The organism is Micromonospora sp. CPM1 (assembly GCF_023896895.1).
GTDB lineage: Bacteria > Actinomycetota > Actinomycetes > Mycobacteriales > Micromonosporaceae > Micromonospora > Micromonospora tulbaghiae.
The window spans coordinates 271,042-297,190 of the sequence record NZ_JAMHIU010000002.1 but is presented as its reverse complement, the minus strand read 5'-3'; the positions used below and the strand labels follow the sequence as shown (position 1 = coordinate 297,190).

Below are 26,149 nucleotides of genomic sequence, written 5' to 3'. Positions count from 1 at the left end.
CACGAAGCGAGCGAGCAGATGGGTGACACCCCTCACCGCTCGGCCCACGCCGGCACCGGCGGGAACCCCGTGGCCACGAGCCACGAGCGACCCGCCGGTGCCTCGGCGCGTGTGGCCGAGCGCCCCGGCAACCCGGGCCGCCCCGACGGTGGCCTCGGCGGCGGCGGTGCCCTCCCCCGGGCCCGCGCCTTCGGCGCGGAACGGGCGTTCCGCGGTCTGACCCTGGCCGCCGGCACCACGGTCCTGGTGGTCATCGCGGCCATCGCGATCTTCCTGGTCGCCAAGGCCGTCCCGGCGCTGCGGGCGAACACCGAGTCGTTCTGGACGTTCGAGGGCTGGTTCCCGAACGACGACCCGCCGCAGTTCGGCATCGGCGCGCTCGCCTTCGGCACCGTCCTGAGCTCGCTGCTGGCGCTGCTCATGGCGGTGCCGGTCGCGCTGGGCATCGCCCTGTACCTGTCGCACTACGCGCCCCGGCGGCTCGGCAACGCCCTGGGCTTCCTGATCGACCTGCTCGCCGCCGTGCCGAGCGTCGTCTTCGGACTCTGGGGCCGGGACTACTTCGCCCAGCCGGTCGCCGACCTGTCCGCCTGGCTGAACAGGTACTTCGGCTGGATCCCGATCTTCGGCGACGGCCCGTACGGCAACTCGATCCTGCTCGGCTCGGTGGTGCTCGCCATCATGGTGCTGCCGATCGTCACCTCGCTGTCCCGCGAGGTGTTCCGGCAGACCCCGACCGCGAACGAGGAGGCCGCGCTCGCTCTCGGCGCCACCCGCTGGGAGATGATCCGCACCGCGGTCCTGCCGTACGGGCGGCCGGGGGTCATCGCCGCGGTGATGCTCGGCCTGGGCCGGGCACTGGGCGAGACCATCGCGCTGGCGCTCACGCTCGGCTCGACGTACGCCATCTCGTTCAACATCCTGGCCAGCGGCGGCAACTCGATCGCCGCCAACATCGCCAACCGGTTCGCCGAGGCGAACGACACCGGCCGGGGCGCACTCATCGCCTCCGGCCTGGTGCTGTTCGCGATCACGCTGATCGTCAACATCACCGCGCGGGCGATCATCTACCGGCGGCGCGAGTTCACGGAGTCGGCCGCATGACCACCACCCTCACCCCCCGCCGCCCGCGCCCGCCGGCCCAGCCGGCCACGCTGCGGGCGAGGCGACTTCCCGCGTACGCCGCTCCGGTCATCGCCGTCGCGGCGCTGCTGCTCGCGGCGGCCCTGGTGTACGGCGCCGGCATCGGCGGCCCGGTCCTGGTCGTGGTGGTCGGCGCGTTGCTCTACCTGGCCGGTCTCTTCGTCGCGGCGAACGCGGTGGAGGGCCGCCGGTCGGCCCGCAACCGGACCTGGAGCGCACTGATCCACTCCGCGTTCGTGCTCGCCGTGCTGCCGCTCGCATCGGTGGTCTGGACGCTCGTCAGCAAGGGCTCCGAGCGGCTGGACGCGAACTTCTTCGGCACCTCGATGAACAACATCGGGTCGCGGGACGCCAACGGCGGCGCGTACCACGCGATCGTCGGCACGTTGCAGCAGGTCGGCATCGCCACGCTGATCACGGTGCCGCTGGGCGTGCTCTGCGCGATCTACATCGTCGAGTACGGCCGGGGCCGGTTCGCGTTCACCATCCGCTTCTTCGTGGACGTCATGACCGGCATCCCGTCGATCGTCACCGGCCTGTTCGTGCTGGCCTTCTGGGTGCTGATCGTCTCGCCGTGGTTCAACGACGGCCGGCCGGGCTTCTCCGGCTTCGCCGCCGCGCTGGCGCTGAGCGTGCTGATGCTGCCCACAGTGGTCCGGTCCACCGAGGAGATGCTCCGGCTGGTGCCGGCGCCGCTGCGCGAGGGCGCGTACGCCCTGGGCGTACCGAAGTGGAAGACCACCCTGCGGGTCGTGCTGCCGACCGCGCTGCCCGGCATCGTCACCGGCATCATGCTCGCCATCGCGCGGGCCGCCGGCGAGACCGCGCCGGTGCTGCTCGTCGCCGGCGGCGGCGCGGCGATCAACTTCAACCCGTTCGAGAACAACCAGTCGTCGCTGGCCCTCTTCGTCTACCAGCAGGCCGGTGAGGCGTCGAAGTACTCGCCGGCACGGGCGTGGACCGCGGCGCTGACCCTGGTCGCTCTCGTCCTCGTCCTCACCGTGGCGGCGAAGCTGCTGTCCCGCCGCAACCGGCTCGGCCGATGAACCCCGGAGGTACCGCCACCATGGCCAAGCGCATCGAAGCCACGAACGTGACCGCCTACTACGGCGGGTTCAAGGCGATCGAGAACATCAACCTGACAGTCGAGCCGAAGACGGTCACTGCCCTGATCGGTCCGTCCGGATGCGGCAAGTCCACCTTCCTGCGGTCGATCAACCGGATGCACGAGGTGCTGCCCGGCGCCCGGGTCGAGGGCAGCCTCACCATCGACGACCAGGACATCTACGACCGGGACGTGGACGTCACCGCGGTCCGCCGGATGATCGGCATGGTCTTCCAGCGGCCGAACCCGTTCCCCACCATGAGCATCTTCGAGAACGTGGTGGCGGGGCTGCGGCTCAACGGCGTCCGGCGCAAGTCGATCCTGGAGGAGGCGGCCGAGCGGGCGCTGCGCTCGGCGAACCTGTGGGACGAGGTGAAGGACCGCCTGGCCAAGCCCGGCGCGGGCCTGTCCGGCGGTCAGCAGCAGCGCCTCTGCATCGCCCGCACCATCGCCGTCGAGCCGCAGGTCGTGCTGATGGACGAGCCGTGCTCGGCGCTGGACCCGATCTCGACGCTGGCCATCGAGGACCTGATGTTCCAGCTCAAGGACAAGTTCACCATCATCATCGTCACGCACAACATGCAGCAGGCCGCCCGGGTGTCGGACCGGACCGCCTTCTTCTCCATCGAGAAGACCGGCGATCCGGGCCGCCTGATCGAGTACGACAACACCCAGAAGATCTTCAGCAACCCGGCCCAGAAGAAGACCGAGGACTACATCACCGGTCGCTTCGGCTGAGCGGTGCGGCGAAGAACTGCCGCAGGTCGGCCACGAGCAGGTCGGGTACCTGGTGGGCCGCGAAGTGCCCGCCCCGGTCGTACGTGCGCCAGGAGACGATGTTCTTGTGGTCGCGCTCGGCGAGCGTACGGATCGACTGAAAGTCCCAGGCGAAGTTGGCGAGACCGAGCGGCACCGTGGTCGGCTCCGGCATGTCCGTTCCCCGTCCGTTCACCTTCTGCGTCGGGTGCACCACCTCTGCGTCCTCGTAGTAGTAGCGGGCCGCTGAGGCGGCCGTGTTCGTCAGCCAGTAGACGGTCGTGTGGGTGAGCACGTGGTCGACGTCGATCTGATCCCCCATCAGCTGGCCGAGCCAGCCGAGCAGGCCGACCGGCGAGTCGGCCAGCGCGTGCGCCACGTTCTGCGGCGCGGTCGAGTGCAGCTTGTCGTAGCCGCCCTGCCGCTGCACGAAGAACTCGGCGAACGCCACCTTGCCGCGTTCTTCCTCGGTGAGCGCGGCCAGCTCGGCCGGATCGCCGGACGGCAGGGAGAAGATCTGCGTGACGTGCACACCGAGCACGTGCTCCGGGTCGGCCCGGCCCACCTCGGGCGACACGAACGCGCCGAGGTCGTTGCCGGCCGCGCCGTACCGGTCGTAGCCGAGGCGGCGCATCAGCTCGGCCCAGGCCCGGGCGACCCGGTAGCGGTTCCAGCCGCGCTCCCGGGTCGGCCCGGAGAAGCCGAACCCCGGCACCGACGGGATGACCAGGTGAAAGGCGTCGGCCGGGTCGCCACCGTGCGCCCGCGGATCGGTCAGCGGACCGATCACGTCCAGCCACTCGGCAACGGTGCCCGGCCAGCCGTGGGTGAGGATCAGCGGGGTGGCGCCGGGCTCGGGCGAGCGGACGTGCAGGAAGTGGATCCGCTGCCCGTCGATCTCGGTGGTGAACTGTGGGTACGCGTTCAGCCGCGCCTCCCACTCCCGCCAGTTGTAGGTGGTGCGCCAGCGCTCGGCCAGGCGCCGTACCCAGCTCAGCGGAACGCCGTACTCCCAGCCGGGCGCGACGGGGCCGGCGGGGGCGGCCGGGTCGGGGTCGGGAGGTAGTTCCTCGGCCCAGCGGGTCCGTGCGAGCCGGTCGGCGAGGTCGTCCAGGTCGGCCTGCGGGACGTCGATGCGGAACGGGACGATCGCTGTGTTGTCTGCCATGCCCAGGAGCGTAGGAGGCAATTAGGAATATCCCGTTCCTAATGAACTGGCAGGATTCGCGAAATGTTGGAGACCTCCGCACGGCTGCTGCGCCTGCTGTCGCTGTTGCAGACCCCGCGTGACTGGACTGGCGCCGAACTGGCCGAGCGCCTCGCGGTGAGCACCCGGACCGTGCGCAACGACGTGGAGCGGCTACGCGAGCTGGGCTATCCCGTACACGGCACGCGGGGCGCGGTCGGCGGGTACCGGCTGGGCGCCGGTGCGGCCCTGCCCCCGCTGCTCCTCGACGACGAGGAGGCGGTGGCGGTGGCGGTCGGGCTGCGCACGGCCGCGGGCGGCAGCGTCGCCGGCATCGAGGAGACATCCCTGCGTGCGCTGGCCAAGCTGGAGCAGGTGCTCCCCCACCGTCTGCGCCGGCGCGTCGCCGCCCTGCACACCCACACCATCCGGGTGCCGCACGACCAGCCCGGCCCGACCGTGGACGCCGGGACCCTCAGCCTGATCGGGGCCGCCTGCCGGGACCGGGAGCGGCTGCGGTTCGACTACGTCCGGCACGACGGGACCGCCGATCGACGGGACGTCGAGCCGTACCGGCTGGTGAACTGGGGCAGGCGCTGGTACCTCGTGGCCTTCGACCCGGCGCGGGACGACTGGCGCACGTTCAGGGTGGACCGGCTCACCCCGCGTACCCCGACCGGCCCACGGTTCGCGGCGCGCGAGTTGCCCGGGGACGTGGTGGACCGGGTCCGGCAGGGTGTCTCCTCGGCGGCCTGGCGGCACCGGGCGCGCGTCCGCGTGCACGCCCCCGCCGAGGCGGTGGCCGACCGGATCAATCCGGCCGTCGGCACTGTCGAGCCGGCCGGCGACAGCGCCTGTCTCCTGCACACCGGCGCCGACCGGCTGGAGAACATCGCGGTCTGGCTCGGCCTGCTCGACCTCGACTTCACCGTCGAGGAACCGCCCGAACTGGCCGATCTCCTACGTACCCTCGCGGCCCGCTACCTTCGCGCCGCCGGCTGACGTCAGGACAGACGGAAGCGGGGGGCCTCGACGTCGGAGAGGTCGAGGTGCGGCATGACGGGGACGCCGGGGTCGCGCTTCGCCGCCGCGCCGGCCACACCGCCCAGGTCGCCGGCGGCGGCCACCTCGGCCAGCGTGACCATTGTGGGCGGCAGCATGGTCAGCTCGCCGGCCTCCGCCCGGGCCAGGGCGTCCGCCGGACGCAGCCACAGCGTGTGGTCGGCCTCCCCGGAGACGTCCCGGGTCCGCTGCCCCTCGGGCAGCAGGGCGACGAAGAAGTACGTGTCGAAGCGGCGCGGCTCGAACTCCGGGGTGATCCACCGGCTCCACGGCAGCAGCAGGTCGGATCGCAGCGTCAGACCCCGACCGGCCAGCAGGTCCGCAAAGCCGACCCGCCGTCCCTCCAGATCCTGCCGGGCCGCCTCCCAGTCGTCGCCGCTCACGTCGCCGACGACCGTGCCGGGGTCCGGGCCGGCGAGCAGCACGCCCGCCTCCTCGAAGACCTCGCGGGCGGCGGCGCACACCACCGCCTGCGCAGCGGCCGGGTCGAGCCGGAGCCGCTCCCCCCACTCCGCCGGGTCCGGGCCGGCCCAGCCGAGGTGCGCCTCCGAGTCGGAGCGGTCCACCCCGCCGCCCGGGAAGGCGTACATGCCGCCGAAGGTCATGGCCGCGACCCGGCGGATCATGTAGACCTCGAACCCGTCGCCGGCCGGGCGGAGCAACAGCACCGTGGCGGCGACCCGGGGCACGGCCGGTACGGCGCCCTCGGCCCGGAATCGGCGGGCGTGCTCCACCAGGGCGGGGGGTGCGGCGAAGCCGTCGATCGTCATGCGCCGAGCCTAGTTCCCGCCCAGCAGTCCGGTCGGCGACGGTTCCCGTCGACTCACGGGACACACGTGCTCCGAGCGCGGGATGCCTGGTCACGGTGCGTAGTTCTCTCCGTCCGCCCAAAGGCATACCTCCGTGCCCTTTGCTCTGCAGCCGAATCCGCAATGGCAACCCTCCGTTCGCGGAGCGCATGAGGCTGCAGAGCAAAGGGGACGAGAGGGCATCGACCCAGCCGCGCGGGCTCGGGGCTTATGTCCGTAAGAGCGCCTTTGGGCGCCCGGTCCTGGCGAAGAGAGAAGCAATCGCCGTCACGCTGCGCTATCTTCACGCTCCGTATTCGATCGACGTCACATGGCGTTCGGGGCGCAGCGTCGGAAGCCGCAGGAAGCGCGGGACTGCGTCCGCCGGTCGCGCCTGGCAGGGTCGTGACCCGTGATCGACGACTTCGCGAAGGAATACCTGCACAACGACCTGCGCCAGATTCGCGAGGCGGTGCTGTGGAAGCTCGACGGGCTGTCCGAATACGACGTACGCCGTCCCCTGACCGCGTCCGGCACCAACCTGCTCGGCCTGGTCAAGCACCTGTCGTTCGGGGAGGCCCGGTACTTCGGCGAGGTGTTCGGCAGGCCGTTCCCGGAACCGCTGCCCCGGTGGGACGACCCGGATCCGGACGGCATCGACATGTGGGCGAGTGAGCACGAGACCCGCGAGGAGGTGATCGGCCGCTACCGGCGGGCGGCGGAGCACGCGGACGCGACGATCGACGCCCTCGCCGTCGACGCTCCCGGCCACGTGCCGTGGTGGCCCCGCCCGGACGTCAAGTTGTTCAACATCCTGGTCCACGTGGTGGCCGAGACCAATCGGCACGCGGGGCACGCCGACATCCTGCGCGAGCAGCTCGACGGCTCGACCGGGGCCTGGGCCGACTACGCGCACCTGGAACCCGACCAGCCGACGCTGACGGCGCGGCGGGCGCTCGTCGAACAGGCTGCCCGCGCCGCCGCCGACGCACGCCGCTGAGTCGTCCCGACGGGTGGATCACCCTGCCGGCCCCGGAGCGGCAGGGGATAGCGTGCCGGGCATGACGCGTTGGGGAATCCTGGCCACCGGAAACATCGCCGCCCGCTTCGCCGAGGACCTGCGGCTGGTGCCGGACGCCGAACTGGTCGCGGTCGGCTCGCGTACCCGGGAGAGCGCCGAACTGTTCGCGCGCCGGCACGACGTGCCGCGGGCGTACGCCTCGTGGGCGGAACTTGCCGCGGACCCGGACCTGGACGCGATCTACGTGGCCACCCCGCACGCCGCGCACCACGAGGCGGCGCTCGCCTGCCTGGCCGGCGGCAAGGCCGTGCTGGTGGAGAAGCCGTGCACGCTGGATCTGCCGACCACCACCGAGCTGGTGGAGACGGCCCGCGCCCGGGGCCTGTTCCTCATGGAGGCCATGTGGATGCGGACCAATCCGCTGATCCTGCGCGTGCTGGAGCTGATCCGGGACGGCGCGATCGGTGAGGTGACGCACGTACGGGCGGACTTCGGCGTGGCCGGCCCGTTCCCGCCGGAGCATCGGATGCGGGCCCGCACGCTCGGCGGCGGCGCGCTGCTCGACCTCGGCGTCTACCCGCTGAGCCTGGCCCACCTGGTGCTCGGCGCGCCGCAGCACGTGCAGGCGTGGGCGAAGCTGACCCCGGAGGCGGTGGACGAGAACACCGGCATGGTGCTCGGATGGGACTCCGGCGCGGTGGCGACGCTCAGCTGCGGCATGGTCGGCGCGACAGCGATCACCGCGTCGATCACCGGTACGACGGGTCGGATCGACCTGCCCGAGCTGTTCTTCCGGCCCGCGCACGTGGTGCTGCACCGGGCCGGCGCCGAACCGGAGACGATCCCGGCGGACCTGACCGGCGGCGGTTACCAGTACGAGGCGATCGAGGTGCAGCGCTGCCTGGCGGCCGGGCTGACCGAGAGCCCGCTGGTGCCGCACGCCGCCACGCTCGAGGTGATGGGCCTGATCGACGACATCAAGGCCCGGATCGGCGTCTCCTACGCGTGAGGGGTCCCCCGCCACGGCGGGGAACCCCTCGACGTCAGCGCGCGGAGATCAGAACAGGGGCCGGACCAGCAGGTACGCGAGGCAGGCGATCGCGGCGGCGGCCGGGAACGTGATGATCCAGGCGATCACGATGTTGCCTGCCACGTTCCAGCGCACCGCGGAGAGCCGTTTCGTCGCGCCCACACCCATGATCGCCGAGGTGATCGTGTGCGTGGTGGAGATCGGTGCCTTCAGCACCAGCGCGTTGAAGTAGAGCACCGCGCTGGCCACGGTCTCGGCCGCGAAGCCCTCCGCCGGGCCGAGGTCGATGATCTTCCGGCCGAGCGTCCGGATGATCCGCCAGCCGCCCGCGTACGTGCCGGCCGCCAGCATCGCCGCGGAGGTCCAGAAGACCCAGCCCGGGATGTGCGTCTTGCTCTCCTGGAAACCACCGGTGTAGAGCGCGAGCACGATGATGCCCATGGTCTTGGCGGCGTCCTGCATGCCGTGGCCGACCGACATCGCGGCGGCGGACAGGGTCTGCGCCCAGCGGAAGCCACGGCTCAGCTTGCCCGGCTGCCCCTTCCGGAACGTCCACATGATCGCCAGCATCACCAGGAAGCCGAGCACCAGGCCGACCACCGGCGAGACCACCATCGGGATGAGGACCTTCTCGATGATGGTGCCCCACTGCACGATGCCGTCAGCGGCGAACAGGGTCGCGCCGACCAGGCCGCCGAAGAGGGCGTGTGAGGAGGACGAGGGCAGGCCGAAGTACCAGGTGATCAGGTTCCAGATGATCGCGCCGAGCACGCCGGCGAAGACCACGCCGAGGCTCTCCACCCCGGTCGGCAACGTGACCAGCCCGTCGCCGACCGTCTTGGCCACCCCGGCGCCGAAGTGCGCGCCGACGAAGTTGCCGACTGCCGCCAGCGCGAGCGCGATCCGGGGGGTCAGCGCCCGGGTCGAGATGCTGGTGGCGATCGCGTTGGCCGCGTCATGGAAGCCGTTCGTGTAGTCGAACGCCATGGCGACCGCGATCACCGCCAGCACGGCGATGAGTTCGGGACTCACTGGATCAGGACTCCTTGACCGCGATGGTCTCGACGGTGTTGGCCACGTGCTCGAAGGCGTCGCAGGCGGCCTCCAGCTCGTCGGCCACCTCCTTCATCTTCAGCACCGTGAGCGCGTCGTACTCACCGGAGAAGAGGCGTACCAGCAGCATCCGGTACGCCTGGTCGCCGTCGTTCTCGAGCCGGTTGCACTCGATCCAGTAGTCCTCGAGATCCTTCATCGACTTCAGCCGGGGCATCGCCTCGGCGGTGAGCTTGGCCTGCAGGTCGAGCACGTTCACCAGCTCGTGCAGCTCGCGCGGCAGCGACGGGAGCTTGGTCAGGCCGTACAGGTAGAGCAGGTTGCCGACCGCCTCCAGGTGGTCCATCACGTCGTCGAGCAGCGAGCCCAGCCGGTAGATGTCCTCCCGGTCGAACGGCGTGATGAACGTGGAGTTGATCTTCTTGTACAGCTCGTGCGTGATCTGGTCGCTGTCGTGCTCGATGTCGGTCAGCCGCTCGCTGATCGACTGCACGTCGGCACCGGGCAGACCCAGCTCGTTGAGCAGGTCGGTCCCCTTCACCAGGTTCTGCGCAGCCCTGGTGAAGAGCTCGTAGAAGGCGCCCTCGGTGGGACGGAAGGAAAACTTCACAGCACGGACCTCGTCGTGTCGGTGGAAGGGTGGCCGTCGCCCCCCGGGCGTCTGCTCTGCGCATGCTAGGGACCGCGCCGAACCCACTTTCGATCGGCCCACCCCTGGTCAGGCCCGATTCACCGCTCGTTCACCTTCCGTTCACCTGATCACTCACGGCGCTGGCTCCGTAACCGGTCACGCTCCCGTTCGACGTCGAAATCGGCAGGCGGATACCCCAGATCCAACCCGTCGAACGTCTCCCGCAGCAGGTGGGCGACCGCCCAGTCCCGGTACCACTTGCGGTCCGCCGGCACCACGAACCAGGGCGCGGCGTCCGTGCCACAACGCTCGAAGGCCTCGGCGTACGCGGCCTGATAGTCGTCCCAACGTGCCCGGGTGTCCAGATCGCTCGGGTTGTACTTCCAGAACTTCGCCGGGTCGGTGAGCCGCTCCATCAGCCGCTCGCCCTGCTCGTCGTACGAGATGTGCAGCATGACCTTCACCACTGTGACCGCCTGCGCGGTCAGTTCCCGCTCGAAGTCGTTGATGATCGCGTACCGGGATCGCCAGGTCGCCTCGTCGACCAGTCCTTCGACGCGGGCGATGAGCACGTCCTCGTAGTGCGAGCGGTTGAACACGCCCACGTACCCGGGTGGCGGCAGCGCCCGGCGTACCCGCCACAGGAAGTCGTGCCGCAACTCCTCCTCGGTCGGCGGCCCGAACGAGCGGATGTGCAGCCCGAGCGGGTTCATCGCGCCCGCCACCCGCTTGACCGTGCCGTCCTTGCCGCCGCAGTCCATCGCCTGGAGCACCAGCAGCACCCGGCGCGGCCGGTTCCCGTCCAGCCCGGCGTCCGCCTGCGCCGGCGCGCTGGTGGCGCCGCCCGGTCCGGCGGCGCTCTGCGCCGAGGCGTACAGCATCTCCTGCTGCCGCCCCAGTTCCGCGCCGATCAGCTCGACCTGGGCCCGCGCCCACTCCTTGCGCGTCGGCCCACGCCCCGCCGCCGCCGGCAGCCCGGGCGTCGACCGGGGGTCGATCGCCGTCAGATCCACCGTCCCCGGCCCCACCCGAAGCAGTTCCCGCATACGCCCACCCTCGGGCCCAACCACCTCACTCATCCCCCGATCCTCACCCCCAGAGCCCTTCCCCGCTCGCCCCGCGACCCCGCCTCGGCCCGCCGATCTTGCAGTTGCGGCCCTCGGCACGCCTGGAAAGCACCTTTTGTCGGGGCGGCAAGTGCAAGATCAGCGAGCCGAGGTGGGGGCGCGCGGCGGGCGGGGCGGTGGGGTGGGGGGTGGGGCGGGAGAATGGGTGGGTGGAGGAGCTTGCGGGGGAGTTCGAGGCGGAACGAGGGCGTCTCCTGGCCGTCGCGCAGCGGATGCTCGGTAGCCGCAGCGAGGCCGAGGACGCGGTGCAGGAGACCTGGCTGCGTTTCTCCGGCGCGCTGAGCGACCCGGAGGAGCGTGCCCGCGTACGCGATCTGCGGGGCTGGCTCATCACCACCTGCTCCCGGATCTGCCTGGACGTGCTCCGCTCCGCCCGGGTGCGCCGGGAGGCGTACCCCGGTCAGTGGCTCCCCGAGCCGATGGTGACCGCGGTGCCGGCGGCGGACGGGTTCGCCCCCGACCCGGCCGAGCGGGCGGTACGGGCCGACCAGCTCGGCACCGCGCTGCTGGTGGTGCTGGAACGGCTGACGCCCGAGCAGCGGGTCGCGTTCGTGCTGCACGACGTGTTCGCGGTGCCGTTCTCCGACGTGGCGGACGTGCTCGCGGTGACGCCGGAGGCGGCGCGTCAGCTGGCGTCACGCGCCCGCCGGGCGGTGCACGGGCCGGACGCGCCCCGGCACAGCGCCGACCTCGCCGAGCAGCGGCGGGTGCTCGCCGCGTTCGCCGCCGCGGTGGAGTCGGGTGAGCTGGAGCAACTGGTCCGCGTGCTCGCCCCGGACGTGGTGTCGATCGGCGACGCCGGCGGTCACTTCCCGGCCGGACGCCGGCCGGTGGTGGGCGTCGACTCGGTCGCCCGGCTGCTCCTCGGTCTGTACGGCCAGGCCCGGCAGCGGGGTGGCCTGCGCGGCCGGCCGGTGCTGGTGGACGGGACGCTGGGATGGCAGTCGGAGTTCTTCCACCGCGACGGGCGGCCCATCCGCATGGTCACCTCGTTCGCCGTCCACGAGGGGCGGGTCACCGGCGTGTTCAACCAGCTCAACCCGGCCAAGGTGAGCGACCTGCCGCCGCTGGGGCCGGACGCCGTCTGGCCGCCGCGCTGGTGAGCCGGCTCAGACCACCAGGGCCAGCCACTTCCGGTACGACGTGGCGAACGGCTCGGTGCCGTCGCCGAGCGCGCCGAGCAGCCAGCGGGACGCGGCCTCGGCCTCGGTGACCACGTCGTCCGGGTAGCCCCAGCGGGCCCGGTGCACGGCGAACTCGTCCTCGTCGCGCAGCTCGACCAGGCCGGTCTCGCGGCGGCGCACCACGTCCAGGTCGAGGTCGACCAGGTGGACCGTCTCCTCGCCCTCCCAGCGGGCCGGGGTGGCGATGTCGCAGTAGACCTCGCTGGTGCGTGGCGGCGGGTTGAACATGCCGGTCCACCAGCCGTGGTGCGGCACCAGCAGGACGAACGGGATCTGCTCGACGGACGGGCGGCCGTGGTAGACGGATTCGGTGCCGGCGGGAACGCCGAGCCAGACGCCGAGGTCGTCCTCGGCGAGCCGGCGGGCCGGGTAGTCGCGGTGGGCGCTGCCGTCGTACTTGCGGTAGATCACGCGGACCACGTCGCTCGGCATGCCTGGCACCCTAACCGATTCCGGCCACGCCACGCGATCGGGAGGTAACCGGACGCGACCCGCCGTCCCGCCACGCCGCCGGAGCGGCCGGACCCCCGTCGGTGCCGGCGGGTACGGTCGCACGGTGACCCCGTCCCGCACCGCCACCGGCCCGGCCGTCCCGAAGAAGCGCCGGAGCAACCGACCCGGTGCCGGGGAGCTGCTGACCGCCGCGGTGGGCGCGGTTCCCGGCGGCGCGGCCCGGCCGGGTCAGCAGCAGATGGCCGAGGCGATCGAGCGCAGCATCGGCTCCGGCGAGCACCTGCTGGTGCAGGCCGGGACGGGCACCGGCAAGTCCCTGGCCTACCTCGCTCCGGCGCTCACAGTGGACGGGCCGGTGGTGGTGTCCACCGCCACGCTGGCGTTGCAGTCCCAGCTCGTCGAGCACGACCTGCCGAGGCTGGCCGACGCGGTCGAGCCGGTGCTGGGCCGCCGTCCCACCTTCGCCGTGCTGAAGGGCCGCCACCACTATCTCTGCCTGGCCCGGCTGGACAGCTCGGTCGAGGACGAGCCGGACGACGCGCTGTTCGACGCGCCCCGCTCCGGCAACGGGGGCACCAAGTGGCTCGGCGAGGCGGGCCGCCTGGGCAAGCAGGTGCAGCGGCTGCGCGACTGGGCCGAGGAGACCGCCACCGGCGACCGGGACGAGCTGGATCCGGGCGTGGACGACCAGGTGTGGCGCAGCGTCTCGATGCCGGCCCGGGAGTGCGTCGGCGCGAGCCGCTGCCCGTTCGGCCAGGAGTGCTTCGCGGAGGCGTCCCGGGCCCGCGCCCGCGAGGCCGACATCGTGGTCACCAACCACAGCCTGCTGGCCGTCGACATGCTCGCCGGGCGGCACATCGTGCCGCCGCACAAGCTGCTCGTGGTGGACGAGGCGCACGAACTGGCCGACCGCGTCTCGTCGGCCGCCCAGGCGGAACTGGTGCCGGAGCTGATCGACAGGTCCACCCGGCGGGCCCGGCCGCTGCTGCGCCCCGACGTGGCCGAGCGGCTCACCGAGGCCGGTGACGCGCTCGCCGTGGGGCTGGCCGAGGCGCCCGCCGGGCGGCTCACCGCCGGTCTGCCGCCCGCGCTGCGCGAGGCGTGCACGCTGCTGGACTCGGCGACCCGGACCGCGCTGGAGGGGATCGGCGACGTGAAGTCCGACGACCCCGACCCGGTACGCAAGCAGCAGGCCAAGGCGGTGCTGGACGAGCTGTCCACCACCGCCCAGCGGCTGTTGGAAGAGGCCGACCACGACGTCGCCTGGGTCGAGAAGCCGGACAACGGCAGTCGCCGGGCACTCGTGGTGGCGCCGCTGTCCGTCGCGGGCACGCTCGCCACCCACCTGTACGACGAGCGCACGGTGGTCGCCACCTCGGCCACGCTGGCGCTGGGCGGCCGCTTCGACACGGTGGCCCGGGCGCTGGGGCTGGACGCGCCGCCGCCCGCCCCGCCGTCCCCGGCCGCCGCCGCGATCGCCACCGCTTCCGCCGCGGGCCGCTCCCCGGTCACGCCGGTGGCCGCCACCGAGGGCAGCCGGGCGGCGATCGGCACCGTACCGGCGACCGAGGGGCCGGGCTGGAGCTCGCTCGACGTCGGCTCGCCGTTCGACTACGCCCGGCAGGGCATCCTGTACGTGGCCGCGCACCTGCCCCGTCCCAGCGTCTCCGGGCTGCCCGGGCCGGCCGGTGAGGAGCTGCTGGCGCTGGTCGAGGCGCTCGGTGGTCGTACCCTCGGGCTCTTCTCGTCGCGACGGGCCGCGCAGCAGGCGGCGGAGCTGGTCCGCGCGCGGACCGACCTGCCGGTGCTGCTCCAGGGCGAGGAGGCGCTGCCGCTGCTGGTGCGCCGGTTCCGCGAGGTACGGGAGAGCTGCCTGTTCGGGGTGATGTCGCTCTGGCAGGGGGTGGACGTGCCGGGCGACGCCTGCCAGCTCGTGGTGATCGACAGGTTGCCCTTCCCCCGCCCGGACGAGCCGCTCGCGGCGGCGCGGGCGGCGGCGGTGGATGCCGGCGGCGGCTCGGGTTTCGCGGCGGTGAGCGTGCCGATCGCGGCGGTCCGGCTGGCCCAGGGCGTCGGCCGGCTGATCCGGGCCACCGGCGACCGGGGCGTGGTCGCGGTGCTCGACTCGCGGCTGGAGACGGCCCGCGGGTACGGCCCGTTCCTGCGGCGTTCGCTGCCGCCGTTCTGGTACACCACCCGTCCGGAGGTGGCCCGGGGCGCGCTGGAACGGCTCGCCAAGAGCTGACGCCCGCGCCTCCCCGGGCGGGGTGACGCGGGCGTCGGTGGATCTGTCGCCGGTCAGGGCGCCTGGGAGGCGACCACCACCGCGTCCGGTGGGGTGTCCGGCACGGTACGCGCGGCGAGCCGCCGGACCGCGGTGTTGACCACGGCGATCAGCGGCACCGCGACGAGCGCGCCAGCGATGCCGGCGAGCACCACGCCGGCGGCGATGCCGATGATCACGGCGAGCGGGTGGATGGCCACCGCGCGGCCCATGATCAGCGGCTGGAGCACGTGGCCCTCGACCTGCTGCACGCCGACCACCGCACCGAGGATGATCAGGGCGGTCACCGGGCCGCTGTCGACGAGCGCGACCAGCACGGCCACCACGCCGGACAGGAACGCACCGACGATCGGGATGAACGCGCCCAGGAAGACCAGCGCGGCCAGCGGGAACGCGAACGGGATGTCGAACAGCACCAGGAAGATGCCGATGCCGACCGCGTCGATGAAGGCGACGAGGACGGTGGCCCGCACGTACGCGCCGAGCGTCGCCCAGGACGCGCGACCGGCGTCGTCGACCTTCCAGCGGGCCGCGACCGGCAGCAGCCGGACCAGGAACCGCCAGATGGAGTTGCCGTCGCGCAGGAAGAAGAACGTGGCGAACAGCACGAGCACGGTGCCGGTGAGCACCTCGGCGAGCGTGGCGGCGGTGCTGAGCGCACCGCTGGTGAACCGCTCGGTGTTGCCGTTGATCCAGTTCTGCGCCTCGTTGATGTAGCGGTCGAGCTGGCTGTCGGACAGGTGCAGCGGGCCGGTCTTGAACCAGTCCTGGATCTGCCGGATGCCCTCCGAGGACTTCTCGCTCAGCTCCGGTACGCCCTTGATGAACTCGTTGACCACCAGCGTCAGCGTGCCGACCACGGCGGCCAGGCCGCCGACGAGCACCACACCGGTGGCGAGCGAGCGGGGCAGGCGGGCCCGGAGCAGCCAGCCGACCGCCGGGGCGAGCAGCGCGGAGAGCAGGAGCGCGACGGTCAGCGGGATGATCACGATGCTGATCGTGCCGATGATCTTGATGAGCGCCCAGGTCACGATGCCGATCACGATCAGCCGCCAGCACCACGCGGCGGTGATCCGCAGCGCGTGCGGCACCTCCGTGTCGTCCCGGCTCACAGTCGAGGAGTGCAACGCGGCCGGCGACCCGGCGCCCACGACCATCGCCTCCGGCGGGGCGGTCGGCCCCGGCGTGGCGGGCGAGGCCACTCCCGCGTCCTCCGCCTCCGCGGTGGCCCGCCGGGTCCGGGCCGTCTCCCGGCCCGACTCGTACGCGCGGCGGAGCCGCCCGCGCATCCGCTCGAAGCGGCTCAAGCGCACCTCCGGCAAAATCAGCCCCACCAGATCGCAGGGGGCACAGGATACGTCCGTACGCCCCACCCTAGGGCGACTCGGCCACACATTGCCCGCCCTGCGCACTCGCCAACCACACCGGAATCGACCGACGGCCACGCGGTAGCGTCTTCGCGTGACCGCCGACCAGAGTCTCGACGCCGGGCTGCCGATCCGTCTGCTGCACGACCGCGTGCTGGTGCGTACCGAGGGTGGCGAGGGGGAACGCCGCTCCACCGCCGGCATCGTGATCCCCGCGACGGCAGCCGTGGGCAAGCGGCTGGCCTGGGCCACAGCGGTCGGCGTCGGGCCGAACGTCCGCGCGATAGTGGCCGGCGACCGGGTGCTGTTCGACCCGGACGACCGCTCCGAGGTCGAGCTGCACGGGCGGGCGTACGTGCTGCTGCGCGAGCGGGACGTGCACGCCGTGGCGGCCGAGCGGGTGGAGACCACCGCCGCCGGCTCCACCGGCCTCTACCTGTAGCTCTCCCCCTCCGACGCCGCTCGCTGCGCGGCGGTGCTGTTTGCGGCGCTGCCCGGCGGGAAGCCCAGGCACCTCAGCGCGCCCTGGGGAGGGACACCATGCCGGTAGTGATCAAAAAGATCCTCGCCTGGGGATTCCTCGCGTTCCTGATCTACTTCATGGCGTTCCGGCCGGACGGGGCGGCGCAGGTGTTCAAGGGCATCGGCGGCGCGCTGATGGCCATCGCCCAGGGGCTCGGCGACTTCCTGACCGGCCTGATGAGCTGACCGCCGCCGCCGACGGGCCGAACGGCCTCAGCGCCCGGGATGCCAGGGCGCGCCCGGGTCGTGCCGGCCGCCCGGCCCGTGGCCGGCACCCGGGCCGTAGCCGTGACCGGAAGCCGGACCATGCCCGGCGGCCGGGCCGTGCCAGCCGGCCGGTCCGTGACCACCCGGGCCGTAGCCGCTGGGGCCGTAGCCGCCGTGCGGGAAGGCGGGCGGCTGGGCCAGCACCACCGGGATCGGCACCACCGGGTCGTCCGGCGCCTCGACCGGGCGCTGCGAACCGTCCGGGAACCGCAGGTGGTAGCGCTGACCGTCCCAGACCCCGACCGGCGCCTGCGGGTCACGACCGACGAAGAACGACCGGTACGCGGTGATCGCGTCCAGCAGCTCCCGTTCCTCCCGCGCCGTCCGCTCCCGCTCCTCCGGCTTGCGGTCCAGCCCTCGGCGCATCCCGTCGCGCAGCAGCGCCAGGCGGGTCGCGGCGAACTGGTAGCCGCGCATCGCGCGTACCCCGCCGTCACCGGCGACCCGGCGCGCCCACGTACGCGCCGCGTGCCGCCGGCCCAGGCTGCCCAGCGCCGCCACCTCGGGCGGAGTGAGCCAGCCCGCGCGGACGTAGTCCGGCAACGTGCGCTCGGTCAGCCGGCCCTCCCAGGCGCGCAGCCAGACCGCCAGCCCGACCATCGCGAAGAAGATCGGCACCATCACGCCGATGTAGCCGTAGAGCACGATCACGGTCTCGCCGGTGGCCTGGGCCAGCGAGGGCAGCAGGTTCCAGGTGCCGTGCAGGATCATCGCCAGCAGCAGCCCGGCGAGCGGCGCGAGCACCCGCACCCGCCGGTCGGCGGTTCGCGCGGCGACACCCAGCCCGACGCCGGTCATCGACGTGAACAGCGGGTGGGCGAAGCCGAACAGCAGGATCCGGACGATGAAGATCGCGATCACCTGCTGCGCGCCGGTGGCCGGACCGTACTCGTCGGCGCCCGCGCGGTAGCCGTGCCCGCCCAGATAGAGGATGTTCTCCACCATGGCGAAGCCGACCGCGGAGAGCCCGCAGTAGACCAGGCCGTCGGTGATGCCGGAGAACTCCCGCCGCCGGAAGATCAGCACCAGGAGCGGACCGGCCGCCTTGGTCAGCTCCTCGATGAACGGCGCGACCAGCACCGCGGTCAGCGCGACCGGCAGCCCCCGGTCTTCGAACAGCCCCGCGCTGGCCGTGTTCACCAGCAGCGAGATGGCGGTGGAGACGAAGGCGCCCCAGGCGAAGCAGAAGATCAGGTACTTCAGCGGCTCCGGCTCGTAACGGTCGAGCCAGAGGAAGCAGAAGACCAGCACCGGCACCGGCAGGATCGCCGCGATCACGCCGATCAGCAGCGCCTCGGCGCCCAGGCTCTCGCCGAGCGTGAACACCATGAACAGCGCACCGGCCGCGATCAGCAGCACCACGCCGGCCAGCACCAGGAAGCGCCGCCAGCCGAGCCGGCGCAGCGGCATCCGGGGCGCCGGCGCCCCCGGCGGGGCGGCGGGCGCGTGCGGTGGCGGCGGAGCTGCGCCGGGCGGGGTGTCGGCCATGCGGTCAGCGTAGTCACCCACGACCCACTGGTCCGGTCGCATCGTGAGGGCTATGCTCCCGGACAGGTCACGAGCGCCAGCGTCAAGCCCCGGCTTGCTGGCCGGCAACCCTCGTCGAGGTTCGCGGTGGGGTGCCCCGGGTGATGACCGGGCCCGGTGCCGCTCCGCGCGCCGGGCAAGCGCGGACCCCGTCCCGGCACCCCTGGGGTCCCTGTGACCCCGGAGGCTCCGGCATGACCGTCACCCTCGTACCCTCGCTGCCCGTGCTGCCCGCGCCGGTCCGGCCCGACCCGCTCGGCGTGCTCGGCGTACCGGGGGAGATCAACCTGGACCACGCCGCCAGCGCGCCGTGCGCGCGGGCCGCGGCCGACGCGGTGGCCGAGCTTCTGCCCTGGTACGCGAGTGTGCACCGCGGCGCGGGCGCGCTGTCGCGGCGCTGCACGCTCGCCTACGAGCGGGCCCGGCAGACGGTCGGCGACTTCCTCGGCACCCGCCCCGACGATCACGTGATCTTCACGCGGAACACCACCGACGCGCTGAACCTGCTGGCCCGGGCGCTGCCCGCCGGCACCACCGTGATCACGTTCGGCGGCGAGCACCACGCCAACCTGCTGCCCTGGCCGCGCGGATCGGTACGGCTGCCGGTGCCGGACAGCCCGGCCGGCGCGGTCCGCTCCCTCGCGGCGGCGCTCGGCGAACTCGCCCGCGACGCCCGGCCCGGCCTGCCCGTGCTGGTCGCGGTCACCGGCGCCGGCAACGTCACCGGCGAGTGCTGGCCGGTCGCCGAGCTGGCCCGGGTGGCCCACCGGCACGGCGCCCGCATCCTGGTCGACGCCGCGCAGCTCGCCCCGCACGCCCCGATCGACCTGACCGCGCTCGACGTGGACTACGTGGCAGTGTCCGGGCACAAGCTGTACGCCCCGTTCGGCGCGGGCGTGCTGGCCGGGCGCGCGGACTGGCTGGACGCGGCGCCGCCGTACCTGGCCGGAGGCGGCGCCACCAGCCACGTCGGCGCCGCGACGCACGAGGTGCGCTGGACGACCGGCCCGGCCCGGCACGAGGCGGGCACGCCGAACCTGCTCGGCGCGGTGGCGCTCGCCGCCGTGTGTGAGGCGCTCGGCGCGGCCGACCGGGACGCGCTGCACGCCCGGGAACAGGCGCTGCTGGCCCGGCTGCGTACCGGGCTGGCCGCGCTGCCGGACGTGGTGGAGCTGCGCGTGTTCGGCCCGGACGCGCCCCGGGTGGGCATCGTCAGCTTCGTGGTCGCCGGGCGGGACTCCGCCGAGGTGGCCGCCCACCTGGCGAGCCGGCACCGGATCGGGGTACGCGACGGCCTGTTCTGTGCGCACCCGCTGACCCGGCGCCTGCTGGCCGAGGCCGCCGCCCGTACCGGCCGCACCGACCTGCCCCCGACCGCCCTGCGAGCCAGCCTCGGCCTCGGCACCACGCAGGCGCAGGTGGACACCCTCCTGACCGCCCTGACCCACCTCCCCTAGTCCCTCCCACCCACCAGCCGCGCCCCACCCCGTCGATCATGAAGTTGACCGCCTCGGAAAGCGCTCTCCCTCCCGTCAACTTCATGATCACCCCGCAGGAGCCCAGGGGGCGGGGCGGGTCAGCCGACGGGTGGGGCTGTGGGCGGGTGGGCGGCGGGGTTGCGGGCTGCGGGTTCGCCCTGGCGGTTCTCGCCGAACGCCTGCCGTACCAGCCGGTTCGCCTCCTCCTGCTCGATCCCGGAGGCCACCAACAGGTCGCTCGCCGTGGTACGCACCTGGGCGATCACCACGCTGCCGGAGAAGCCGACCCCCTCGGCGTACGCCCGGCCGGCCTCGCTCACCGCGCGCAGCGACCGTTCGCGGGCCTCCTCCGGCTCCTGTCCGGCGGCGAACTCCTGCCGGAGCAGGCGTACCGACTCGGCCAGGTGACCGATCGCGTCCGGCATCGGCTCGGGGACCGGCTCGGCGTCCTCGATCATGGTGACGGCGCGGCGGATCAGCGTGCCGCTGTTGCGCATGGCCCGGTCGATCGGTTCGGCCGCCTCGGCGTAGTGGGTCAGCTCGCCGCGCCGGTGCCAGCGAGCGGGTGACAGCGTGCTCGTCTCCTTGGCGCCCTCGATCGCCTCGGAGAGCGCGGCCAGTTCCTCCTTGTTCTCGCGCAGCCGGAACAGCGCCCGCTGGGCCGCCTCCCGGTCCCGGTCGCGTACCGCGTCGGCGCAGGCGTCGAGCTGGTCGGCGAGCAGGTCCAGCGCCGGCCGGGCGGCCCGGTTGATCACCCGTAGCGGGTTGAGCGGCAGCAGGATGGCGGTGACCAGCAGCGCGATGCCGCCGCCGAGGAACGCGTCGATGAAGCGGGGGAACTCCAGGTTCTCGGTGGACGGGCTGAGCGTCACGATCAGCACCGCGGTGGCCGCCGCCTGGATGACGATGGCGACGCTCGCCCCGGCGAAGATGCTCAGCAGGATCGCCGAGGTCACGACGAGCGCGAGCTGCCACGCGCCGGTGCCGACGAAGTAGATGAGCGCGTCGCCGACGAGCACGCCGACTGCCACCCCGACGATCAGTTCGACGGTGCGGCGGAACCGCTGCCCCACGGAGGCGGCGAGCGTGCCGACAGCGGAGATCGGGGCGAAGACCGGCTGGGGGTTCTTCAGCAGCCGGTGCGAGATCAGGTACGCCAGGCCGGCGGCGAGCCCGGCCTGCACCGCCAGGCCGAACGCGGTACGGACCCGGTGCAGCCGGTCGTGCAGTGTGGCCTTGCTGCGGTGCCGCAGTTCCTCCATCGCGGAGGCGATCCGCTGGCCGTCACGGTCGCCCGGGCCGTCATGCTGATCGCCGCGACGAAGGAACGGCAGTCGTCGGTCCCGGGCCATGGCGGGTACTACCCGCGACGATCCCGCTGAATCCCCGGTCCGGTCGCGGAGTGGGGCAGACTGCACCCGGTGGACGATCTGACGGCACGGTGGCGGGAGACGGCACGGGCTGCGGGCGCGACCGATCCGGCGGGAGTCGACCGGGCCGGCGCCCGGCTGCTGGCGGGCTGGCGGGAGCCGCACCGGCGCTACCACGACGAGGCGCACCTGCGGGCGGTGCTCGACGTGGTCGACGCGTACGCCGGTCTGGCCCGCCACCCCGACGTGGTCCGGCTGGCGGCGTGGTGCCACGACGCGGTCTACGACCCGCGCGCGGCGGGCGACGCCAACGAGCGGGCCAGCGCCGACCTGGCCGGCGAGCTGCTGGCCGCCGCCGGGCTCCCGGCCGCGACGGTGACCGGGGTACGCCGCCTGGTGCTGCTCACCGCCGGCCACGTGGTCGGACCGGACGACCCGGACGGCGCGTTGCTCTGCGACGCCGACCTGGCGGTGCTCGCCGCCCCGCCGAAGCGGTACGACAGGTACGCCGCCGCGATCCGCGCCGAGTACGCGCACGTGCCCGAACCGGACTTCCGCACCGGCCGGGCCGCGGTGCTGCGGCACCTGCTCGCCCTGCCGGCGCTGTACCGCCTACCCGAGCCGCACGCCCGCTGGGAGGCCCGGGCGCGGGCCAACCTGTCCCGGGAGCTGGCCGCGCTCGCCTGAGACGCGGTGCTTCGGGCGGCGCAGGCCGGCGTCACGCAGCAGCCGGACGATCTCCCGCGAGGGCACGACCGTGGCGCCGAGCCACACCGCCGCCCGGAACCGCTCGGCGGGCACGTCGTAGTGATCCCGGTCGAAGCCGCGCCGGGGCGCACCGAGCATCTCGGCGAACGCGTGCAGCTCGGCGTACGAGACGTCGCTGATCAGGTGCGACCAGAGCCGGCCGCGCCAGGGCACGGCGGGCGGGTCCAGGTAGAGCACGGCAACAGACGGTACGCCGGTAGCCTTCCCGGCATGGCCGCCCATCCCCTCCTCGACGACCTGCGGGCCGCGCTCGGCGACGCCGCCGTGCTGACCGACCCGGACCTGCTGGCCGGGCACGAGCGCGACGAGGCCGACCTGTGCGACTCGGGCACGCCGCTGGTGGTGGTGCGTCCCCGCGACACCGACGAGGTGGTGGCGGTGGTCCGGGCGGCCGGGCGGCACGGCGTACCGGTGGTGCCGCAGGGTGCGCGGACCGGGCTGGCCGGCGCGGCGAACGCGGTCGCCGGCGCGGTGGTGGTGAGCACCGTGGCGATGGACGCGGTGCGGGAGATCGACCCGGTCGGCCGGATCGCGGTGGTGCAGCCGGGCGTGGTGAACGCGGCGCTCGCCCGCGCGGTACGGGAGCACGGCCTCTGGTATCCGCCGGATCCCGGCTCCTGGGAGTCGTCCACCATCGGCGGCAACGTGGCCACCAACGCCGGCGGCATGTGCTGCGTGAAGTACGGCGTGACCAGCGAGTACGTGCTGGGCTTGGAGGTGGTGCTCGCCTCCGGCGAGGTGCTGCGCACCGGACGGCGTACCGCGAAGGGGGTCGCCGGGTACGACCTGACCCGCCTGTTCGTGGGTTCGGAGGGCACGCTCGGCGTGATCACCGAGGTGACTGTGGCGTTGCGCCCGGCCCCGGAGGAGTCACTGACCCTGGTCGCGGTCTTCCCCACCGTGGCGACGGCCGGCGGCGCGGTCGCCGGGATCGCCGCGCGAGGGCTCACCCCGAGCCTGCTGGAACTGCTGGACCGGACGCATCTGCGGGCGATCGAGGCGTACCGGCCGATGGGTCTGCGCACCGATGCCGAGGCGCTGCTGCTCGCCGCCGTGGACACCGGCGCCCGGGCCGCCGACGACCTGGCCCGGCTGGCCGAGGTGTGCACGGCGGCGGGCGCCGACGAGGTCTACGCGGCCACCGACGCGACCGAGGCCGCGGCCCTGCTCCAGGCGCGGCGACTGGCCCACCCGGCGATGGAGCGGTTCGCGGCCGAGACGTTCCCGGGCGGCAACGGCGGCCTGGTCATCGACGACGTGGCGGTGCCGCGCGGCCGGCTGGCGGAGCTGCTGGACGGGGTGGCCCGGATCGCGGAGGCGTGCCAGGTGCCGATCGGGGTGGTCGGCCACGCGGGCGACGGCAACATGCACCCCAACATCGTGGTCGACCGGGCCGATCCGGCGAGCCTGGCCCGGGGGCGGCGGGCCTTCGACGAGATCATGCGGCTGGGGCTGGAACTGGGCGGCACCTGCACCGGGGAGCACGGCGTCGGCCTGCTGAAGCGGGACTGGCTGGCCCGCGAGATCGGCCCGGTGGGCGTACGCGTGCACCAGGCGATCAAGGCGGCGCTGGACCCGGCGGGGCTGCTGAACCCCGGCAAGGTGTTCTAGCCCTTGTCCTCGGCCGGTGTGGCCTGGGTGACGAGCAGCAGCACGTCGTAGGCCACCTTCGGCTTGGGCTCGCCCGGGCAGTCCTGGATGGTGACGGTCAGGTCCGGCGGCACGAGCAGCGTCGAGGTCAGCACGCCGATGCAGCCCTGCTTGTAGCCGCGGGCCTGGTCGGTCTCCTTCGCGATCGCCGGGTCCGCGAGCATCCGCTGGAGCCGCTTGGTCTGCTCCGGGCTCAGCGTGCCGGTGGCGTCCACGCCGTCACCGGCGCAGTCGCGGCACTGCCAGCGACCCGACGGGTCGACCTCCAGGTTGCGGACCGGGCCGTCGCCGAGCCGCTGCACCAGGGAGACGCGCCTGCCGTCCGGTGTCGGACTGGCCGTGCCCGCCGCCCCGGGTGTGGTGGCGCCCTCCGCCCGGCCGAAGGAGCAGCCGGTCAGAGCCAGCAGGACCACGACGCACAGGGCGGGGACGCGCAACCAGGATGGGCGAACCACGCCGGGAAACCTACACTTCCGTAGGTAGCGCGCACTAGCGGCCGAGCGGCCCGGGTCGGGGATCCCCTACCTGGGGGAGGCCGGAAGTTCAACGCCCGGGCCGCCGGTGCCCCGGTCGGCCGCGAACCCGCGCACGTCGGGCGCGCCGAGGCGGGCCGCGTCGGCCGCGATGTCGTCCGTCATGAGCTGCGACTCCCGCTCGGCCAGCACCCGCGCCCGGTAGTGGGCGACCTCCCGGTCCCGGGTCGCCGCGTCCCAGCCGAGCACCGCGCCCATCAGCTCCGCGGCGTGCTCCGCCGACTCCAGGCCGCGGTGGCTGGTCTCGATCGAGATCCGGGTACGCCGGGTGAGCACGTCCTCCAGGTGCAGCGCGCCCTCGGCGCGGGCGGCGTACGTCACCTCGGCGGCGAGGTATTCCGGTGCGCCGGCCAGCGGCGAGCCGAGCAGCGGATCGGCGTCGACCAGGGCGAGCAGGTCGAGCGTGAGGGTGCCGTAGCGCTCCAGCAGGTGCTCGACCACGCCGACCGCCACCCCGTGCCGGCGGGCCAGGTCGGCCCGGTCCCGCCACATGGCCGCGTACCCGTCGGCGCCGAGCAGCGGCAGGTCGGCGGTACGCGAGGGGCGGGTCCGGCCGAGCCGGTGCATCGCGCGGTCGACCACGTCGGAGGCCATCACCCGGTAGGTGGTGTACTTGCCGCCGGCGACCAGAAGCAGGCCGAGCATCGGCTCCACCACCGCGTGCTCGCGGGAGAGCTTGGAGGTGGAGTCCGCCTCGCCGGCCAGCAGCGGCCGCAGCCCGGCGTAGACGCCCTCGATGTCGGCGGTGGTCAGCGGCCGGTCCAGCACCTCGTTGACCTGCGACAACAGGTAGTCGATGTCGCTCGCGGTCGCGGCCGGGTGGGACCGGTCGAGTTGCCAGTCCGTGTCGGTGGTGCCGATGATCCAGTGCCCGCCCCAGGGGATCACGAACAACACGCTCGTCGCGGTACGCAGGATCAGGCCGGTCTCGCCGACGATCGCCGAGCGGGGCACCACGAGGTGCACCCCCTTCGAGGCCCGGACCCGCAGCTTCGGGCGCAGCCCGACGTCGTTGAGCATCCGCGACATGTCGTCGCTCCACACGCCGGTGGCGGCGATCACGGTGCGGGCGCGTACCTCGAACTCGGCGTCCGGCGAGCCGGCGGGCGCCTCCAGGTCGCGGACCCGCACGCCGGTGACCTCCCGGGCCTGGCGGATCAGGTCGACCGCACGGGCGCTCGTCACCACTGTCGCGCCGAGGCTGGCCGCGGTGCGCGCCAGCGTCACCACCAGGCGGGCGTCGTCGACCTGGCCGTCGTAGTAGCGGATCGCGCCGGCCAGCTTGTCCGGGCGCAGGCTGGGGAAGATCCGGCGGGTGCCCTCGCGGGTGAGGTGCCGGTGCAGCGGCATGCCGCGCCCGCCGCCGAACACGCCGGCGAACGCGTCGTACGCGGCCACGCCGAGGCCGTAGTAGGAGCGGCGGAAGAAGCGCCGGGGCAGGTCACGCGCGCCGCCCTCGGCCGGGAGCGGCACCAGGATCGGCACCGGCCGGACCAGGTGCGGCGCGAGCCGCGTGGCGAGCAGGCCGCGCTCGGTCAGCGCCTCGTGGACCAGGTGGAACTCCAGCTGCTCCAGGTAGCGCAGGCCGCCGTGGATCAGCTTGCTGGACCGGCTGGACGTGCCGGCGGCGTAGTCGCGCGCCTCCACCAGGGCGACCTTCAGCCCTCGGGACGCGGCGTCGAGCGCGGCGCCCGCTCCGGTCACGCCACCGCCGATGACCAGCACGTCGAACCGCTCGGCCCGGAGCCGGCGCAGGTCGTCGGCGCGGCGCTCGGCGGAGAGCCGGCCGGCCGTGGATCGGGACACACTCGGGTCACGCACCAGTCAACCGTAACCGTCCCGGG

25 protein-coding genes and 1 riboswitch are annotated in these 26,149 nt (G+C 73.4%); of the genes, 13 read left to right on the top strand and 12 right to left on the bottom strand.

Annotated elements, in window-relative coordinates; all coding sequences use genetic code 11:
• Positions 1-18 precede the first annotated feature (18 nt).
• The 3 genes from pstC to pstB are packed head-to-tail and all read left to right on the top strand — an operon-like array spanning position 19 to position 2,986.
• Positions 19-1,104: a phosphate ABC transporter permease subunit PstC gene (gene pstC / locus M8C11_RS03905; RefSeq protein WP_252448340.1), complete on the top strand. Its 1,086-nt coding sequence runs from the start codon at positions 19-21 to the stop codon at positions 1,102-1,104.
• A complete protein-coding gene (pstA, locus tag M8C11_RS03900; RefSeq protein WP_252448339.1) occupies positions 1,101-2,189 on the top strand; it encodes a phosphate ABC transporter permease PstA in 1,089 nt (362 codons plus the stop codon). Before pstC ends, pstA begins: the two co-directional genes overlap by 4 nt.
• 20 nt (positions 2,190-2,209) lie before the next feature.
• Positions 2,210-2,986 (top strand): phosphate ABC transporter ATP-binding protein PstB, encoded by a 777-nt coding sequence (pstB, locus tag M8C11_RS03895; RefSeq protein ID WP_120572908.1) that lies wholly within the window; start codon positions 2,210-2,212, stop codon positions 2,984-2,986.
• Here pstB and M8C11_RS03890 read toward each other — a convergent pair.
• Positions 2,967-4,172, bottom strand: coding sequence for an epoxide hydrolase family protein (locus tag M8C11_RS03890; protein ID WP_252448338.1), 1,206 nt, complete (start codon positions 4,170-4,172; stop codon positions 2,967-2,969). The genes pstB and M8C11_RS03890 overlap by 20 nt on opposite strands.
• 63 nt (positions 4,173-4,235) lie before the next feature.
• Here M8C11_RS03890 and M8C11_RS03885 point away from each other — a divergent pair, with 63 nt between their 5' ends.
• Entirely contained in the window at positions 4,236-5,192 is a 957-nt protein-coding gene (locus M8C11_RS03885) for a YafY family protein (RefSeq protein ID WP_091425447.1), read from the top strand.
• 2 nt (positions 5,193-5,194) lie between these two features.
• Here M8C11_RS03885 and M8C11_RS03880 read toward each other — a convergent pair whose 3' ends face one another.
• Positions 5,195-6,022: an NUDIX domain-containing protein gene (locus M8C11_RS03880; protein WP_252448337.1), complete on the bottom strand. Its 828-nt coding sequence runs from the start codon at positions 6,020-6,022 to the stop codon at positions 5,195-5,197.
• 430 nt (positions 6,023-6,452) lie between these two features.
• On the opposite strand from M8C11_RS03880, the gene M8C11_RS03875 reads away from it, so the two are divergent.
• Together M8C11_RS03875 and M8C11_RS03870 are read left to right on the top strand one after the other, a co-directional pair.
• Positions 6,453-7,040: a DinB family protein gene (locus M8C11_RS03875; RefSeq protein WP_252448336.1), complete on the top strand. Its 588-nt coding sequence runs from the start codon at positions 6,453-6,455 to the stop codon at positions 7,038-7,040.
• 61 nt (positions 7,041-7,101) lie between these two features.
• Entirely contained in the window at positions 7,102-8,070 is a 969-nt protein-coding gene (locus M8C11_RS03870; RefSeq protein ID WP_121682908.1) for a Gfo/Idh/MocA family protein, read from the top strand.
• Between the two features lie 48 nt (positions 8,071-8,118).
• Here M8C11_RS03870 and M8C11_RS03865 read toward each other — a convergent pair whose 3' ends face one another.
• The 3 genes from M8C11_RS03865 to M8C11_RS03855 all read right to left on the bottom strand — a co-directional run bounded on the left by M8C11_RS03865 (position 8,119) and on the right by M8C11_RS03855 (position 10,854).
• A complete protein-coding gene (locus tag M8C11_RS03865) occupies positions 8,119-9,123 on the bottom strand; it encodes an inorganic phosphate transporter (RefSeq protein ID WP_252448335.1) in 1,005 nt (334 codons plus the stop codon).
• A 4-nt stretch (positions 9,124-9,127) separates the two neighbouring features.
• Positions 9,128-9,754 carry a DUF47 domain-containing protein gene (locus tag M8C11_RS03860; protein WP_030504473.1) on the bottom strand — a complete coding sequence of 209 codons (627 nt, stop codon included), beginning with the start codon at positions 9,752-9,754 and terminating at the stop codon, positions 9,128-9,130.
• Between the two features lie 149 nt (positions 9,755-9,903).
• Positions 9,904-10,854 carry a PPK2 family polyphosphate kinase gene (locus M8C11_RS03855; protein WP_252448333.1) on the bottom strand — a complete coding sequence of 317 codons (951 nt, stop codon included), beginning with the start codon at positions 10,852-10,854 and terminating at the stop codon, positions 9,904-9,906.
• Between the two features lie 197 nt (positions 10,855-11,051).
• Between M8C11_RS03855 and sigJ the strand changes: the two genes are divergently transcribed.
• A complete protein-coding gene (gene sigJ / locus M8C11_RS03850) occupies positions 11,052-12,005 on the top strand; it encodes an RNA polymerase sigma factor SigJ (RefSeq protein ID WP_252448331.1) in 954 nt (317 codons plus the stop codon).
• Positions 12,006-12,011: 6 nt separating this feature from the next.
• Here sigJ and M8C11_RS03845 read toward each other — a convergent pair whose 3' ends face one another.
• On the bottom strand, positions 12,012-12,518 hold the full coding sequence (locus M8C11_RS03845; protein WP_252448330.1) for a DUF402 domain-containing protein: 507 nt from the start codon (positions 12,516-12,518) through the stop codon (positions 12,012-12,014).
• Positions 12,519-12,642: 124 nt separating this feature from the next.
• Between M8C11_RS03845 and M8C11_RS03840 the strand changes: the two genes are divergently transcribed.
• Positions 12,643-14,784, top strand: a complete 2,142-nt coding sequence (locus M8C11_RS03840) for an ATP-dependent DNA helicase (protein WP_252448329.1) — start codon at positions 12,643-12,645, stop codon at positions 14,782-14,784.
• A 53-nt stretch (positions 14,785-14,837) separates the two neighbouring features.
• On the opposite strand, the gene M8C11_RS03835 is transcribed toward M8C11_RS03840, so the two are convergent.
• The gene (locus tag M8C11_RS03835; RefSeq protein WP_308212722.1) at positions 14,838-16,112 is read right to left on the bottom strand and encodes an AI-2E family transporter; all 1,275 of its coding nucleotides are present in this window, start codon (positions 16,110-16,112) and stop codon (positions 14,838-14,840) included.
• Between the two features lie 172 nt (positions 16,113-16,284).
• On the opposite strand from M8C11_RS03835, the gene M8C11_RS03830 reads away from it, so the two are divergent.
• Entirely contained in the window at positions 16,285-16,632 is a 348-nt protein-coding gene (locus M8C11_RS03830; RefSeq protein ID WP_120572899.1) for a co-chaperone GroES, read from the top strand.
• Between the two features lie 107 nt (positions 16,633-16,739).
• Positions 16,740-16,898 (top strand): hypothetical protein, encoded by a 159-nt coding sequence (locus M8C11_RS03825; RefSeq protein ID WP_162881441.1) that lies wholly within the window; start codon positions 16,740-16,742, stop codon positions 16,896-16,898.
• A 27-nt stretch (positions 16,899-16,925) separates the two neighbouring features.
• On the opposite strand, the gene M8C11_RS03820 is transcribed toward M8C11_RS03825, so the two are convergent.
• The gene (locus M8C11_RS03820; protein ID WP_252448328.1) at positions 16,926-18,509 is read right to left on the bottom strand and encodes a PrsW family intramembrane metalloprotease; all 1,584 of its coding nucleotides are present in this window, start codon (positions 18,507-18,509) and stop codon (positions 16,926-16,928) included.
• A 23-nt stretch (positions 18,510-18,532) separates the two neighbouring features.
• Positions 18,533-18,655, top strand: a riboswitch (SAM riboswitch).
• A gap of 45 nt (positions 18,656-18,700) precedes the next feature.
• Between M8C11_RS03820 and M8C11_RS03815 the strand changes: the two genes are divergently transcribed.
• Positions 18,701-19,963 (top strand): aminotransferase class V-fold PLP-dependent enzyme, encoded by a 1,263-nt coding sequence (locus tag M8C11_RS03815; RefSeq protein ID WP_252448327.1) that lies wholly within the window; start codon positions 18,701-18,703, stop codon positions 19,961-19,963.
• Between the two features lie 119 nt (positions 19,964-20,082).
• On the opposite strand, the gene M8C11_RS03810 is transcribed toward M8C11_RS03815, so the two are convergent.
• Positions 20,083-21,336: an aromatic acid exporter family protein gene (locus M8C11_RS03810; RefSeq protein ID WP_252448326.1), complete on the bottom strand. Its 1,254-nt coding sequence runs from the start codon at positions 21,334-21,336 to the stop codon at positions 20,083-20,085.
• Positions 21,337-21,405: 69 nt separating this feature from the next.
• Here M8C11_RS03810 and M8C11_RS03805 point away from each other — a divergent pair, with 69 nt between their 5' ends.
• On the top strand, positions 21,406-22,041 hold the full coding sequence (locus tag M8C11_RS03805; RefSeq protein ID WP_252448325.1) for a metal-dependent phosphohydrolase: 636 nt from the start codon (positions 21,406-21,408) through the stop codon (positions 22,039-22,041).
• Here the strand turns inward: M8C11_RS03805 and M8C11_RS03800 are convergent.
• Positions 21,967-22,299, bottom strand: coding sequence for a DUF4031 domain-containing protein (locus M8C11_RS03800; RefSeq protein WP_145753703.1), 333 nt, complete (start codon positions 22,297-22,299; stop codon positions 21,967-21,969). The genes M8C11_RS03805 and M8C11_RS03800 overlap by 75 nt on opposite strands.
• A 33-nt stretch (positions 22,300-22,332) precedes the next feature.
• Between M8C11_RS03800 and M8C11_RS03795 the strand changes: the two genes are divergently transcribed.
• Complete coding sequence (locus tag M8C11_RS03795) at positions 22,333-23,733, top strand: FAD-binding oxidoreductase (RefSeq protein WP_252448324.1); 1,401 nt, start codon at positions 22,333-22,335, stop codon at positions 23,731-23,733.
• Here M8C11_RS03795 and M8C11_RS03790 read toward each other — a convergent pair.
• Complete coding sequence (locus M8C11_RS03790; protein ID WP_120572894.1) at positions 23,730-24,227, bottom strand: hypothetical protein; 498 nt, start codon at positions 24,225-24,227, stop codon at positions 23,730-23,732. The genes M8C11_RS03795 and M8C11_RS03790 overlap by 4 nt on opposite strands.
• Positions 24,228-24,293: 66 nt before the next feature.
• Entirely contained in the window at positions 24,294-26,111 is a 1,818-nt protein-coding gene (locus tag M8C11_RS03785; protein ID WP_252448456.1) for a glycerol-3-phosphate dehydrogenase/oxidase, read from the bottom strand.
• Between the last annotated feature and the right edge of the window lie 38 nt (positions 26,112-26,149).

What these genes read in the sequence shown, in the direction of transcription:
- pstC (WP_252448340.1), top strand. Translation starts at nt 19, where the DNA reads ATGGGTGACACCCCTCACCGCTCGGCCCACGCCGGCACCGGCGGGAAC.
- pstA (WP_252448339.1), top strand. Translation starts at nt 1,101, where the DNA reads ATGACCACCACCCTCACCCCCCGCCGCCCGCGCCCGCCGGCCCAGCCG.
- pstB (WP_120572908.1), top strand. Translation starts at nt 2,210, where the DNA reads ATGGCCAAGCGCATCGAAGCCACGAACGTGACCGCCTACTACGGCGGG.
- M8C11_RS03890 (WP_252448338.1), bottom strand. Translation starts at nt 4,172, where the DNA reads ATGGCAGACAACACAGCGATCGTCCCGTTCCGCATCGACGTCCCGCAG.
- M8C11_RS03885 (WP_091425447.1), top strand. Translation starts at nt 4,236, where the DNA reads ATGTTGGAGACCTCCGCACGGCTGCTGCGCCTGCTGTCGCTGTTGCAG.
- M8C11_RS03880 (WP_252448337.1), bottom strand. Translation starts at nt 6,022, where the DNA reads ATGACGATCGACGGCTTCGCCGCACCCCCCGCCCTGGTGGAGCACGCC.
- M8C11_RS03870 (WP_121682908.1), top strand. Translation starts at nt 7,102, where the DNA reads ATGACGCGTTGGGGAATCCTGGCCACCGGAAACATCGCCGCCCGCTTC.
- M8C11_RS03855 (WP_252448333.1), bottom strand. Translation starts at nt 10,854, where the DNA reads ATGAGTGAGGTGGTTGGGCCCGAGGGTGGGCGTATGCGGGAACTGCTT.
- M8C11_RS03845 (WP_252448330.1), bottom strand. Translation starts at nt 12,518, where the DNA reads ATGCCGAGCGACGTGGTCCGCGTGATCTACCGCAAGTACGACGGCAGC.
- M8C11_RS03835 (WP_308212722.1), bottom strand. Translation starts at nt 16,112, where the DNA reads ATGCGCGGGCGGCTCCGCCGCGCGTACGAGTCGGGCCGGGAGACGGCC.
- M8C11_RS03820 (WP_252448328.1), bottom strand. Translation starts at nt 18,509, where the DNA reads ATGCGACCGGACCAGTGGGTCGTGGGTGACTACGCTGACCGCATGGCC.
- M8C11_RS03815 (WP_252448327.1), top strand. Translation starts at nt 18,701, where the DNA reads ATGACCGTCACCCTCGTACCCTCGCTGCCCGTGCTGCCCGCGCCGGTC.
- M8C11_RS03810 (WP_252448326.1), bottom strand. Translation starts at nt 21,336, where the DNA reads ATGGCCCGGGACCGACGACTGCCGTTCCTTCGTCGCGGCGATCAGCAT.
- M8C11_RS03795 (WP_252448324.1), top strand. Translation starts at nt 22,333, where the DNA reads ATGGCCGCCCATCCCCTCCTCGACGACCTGCGGGCCGCGCTCGGCGAC.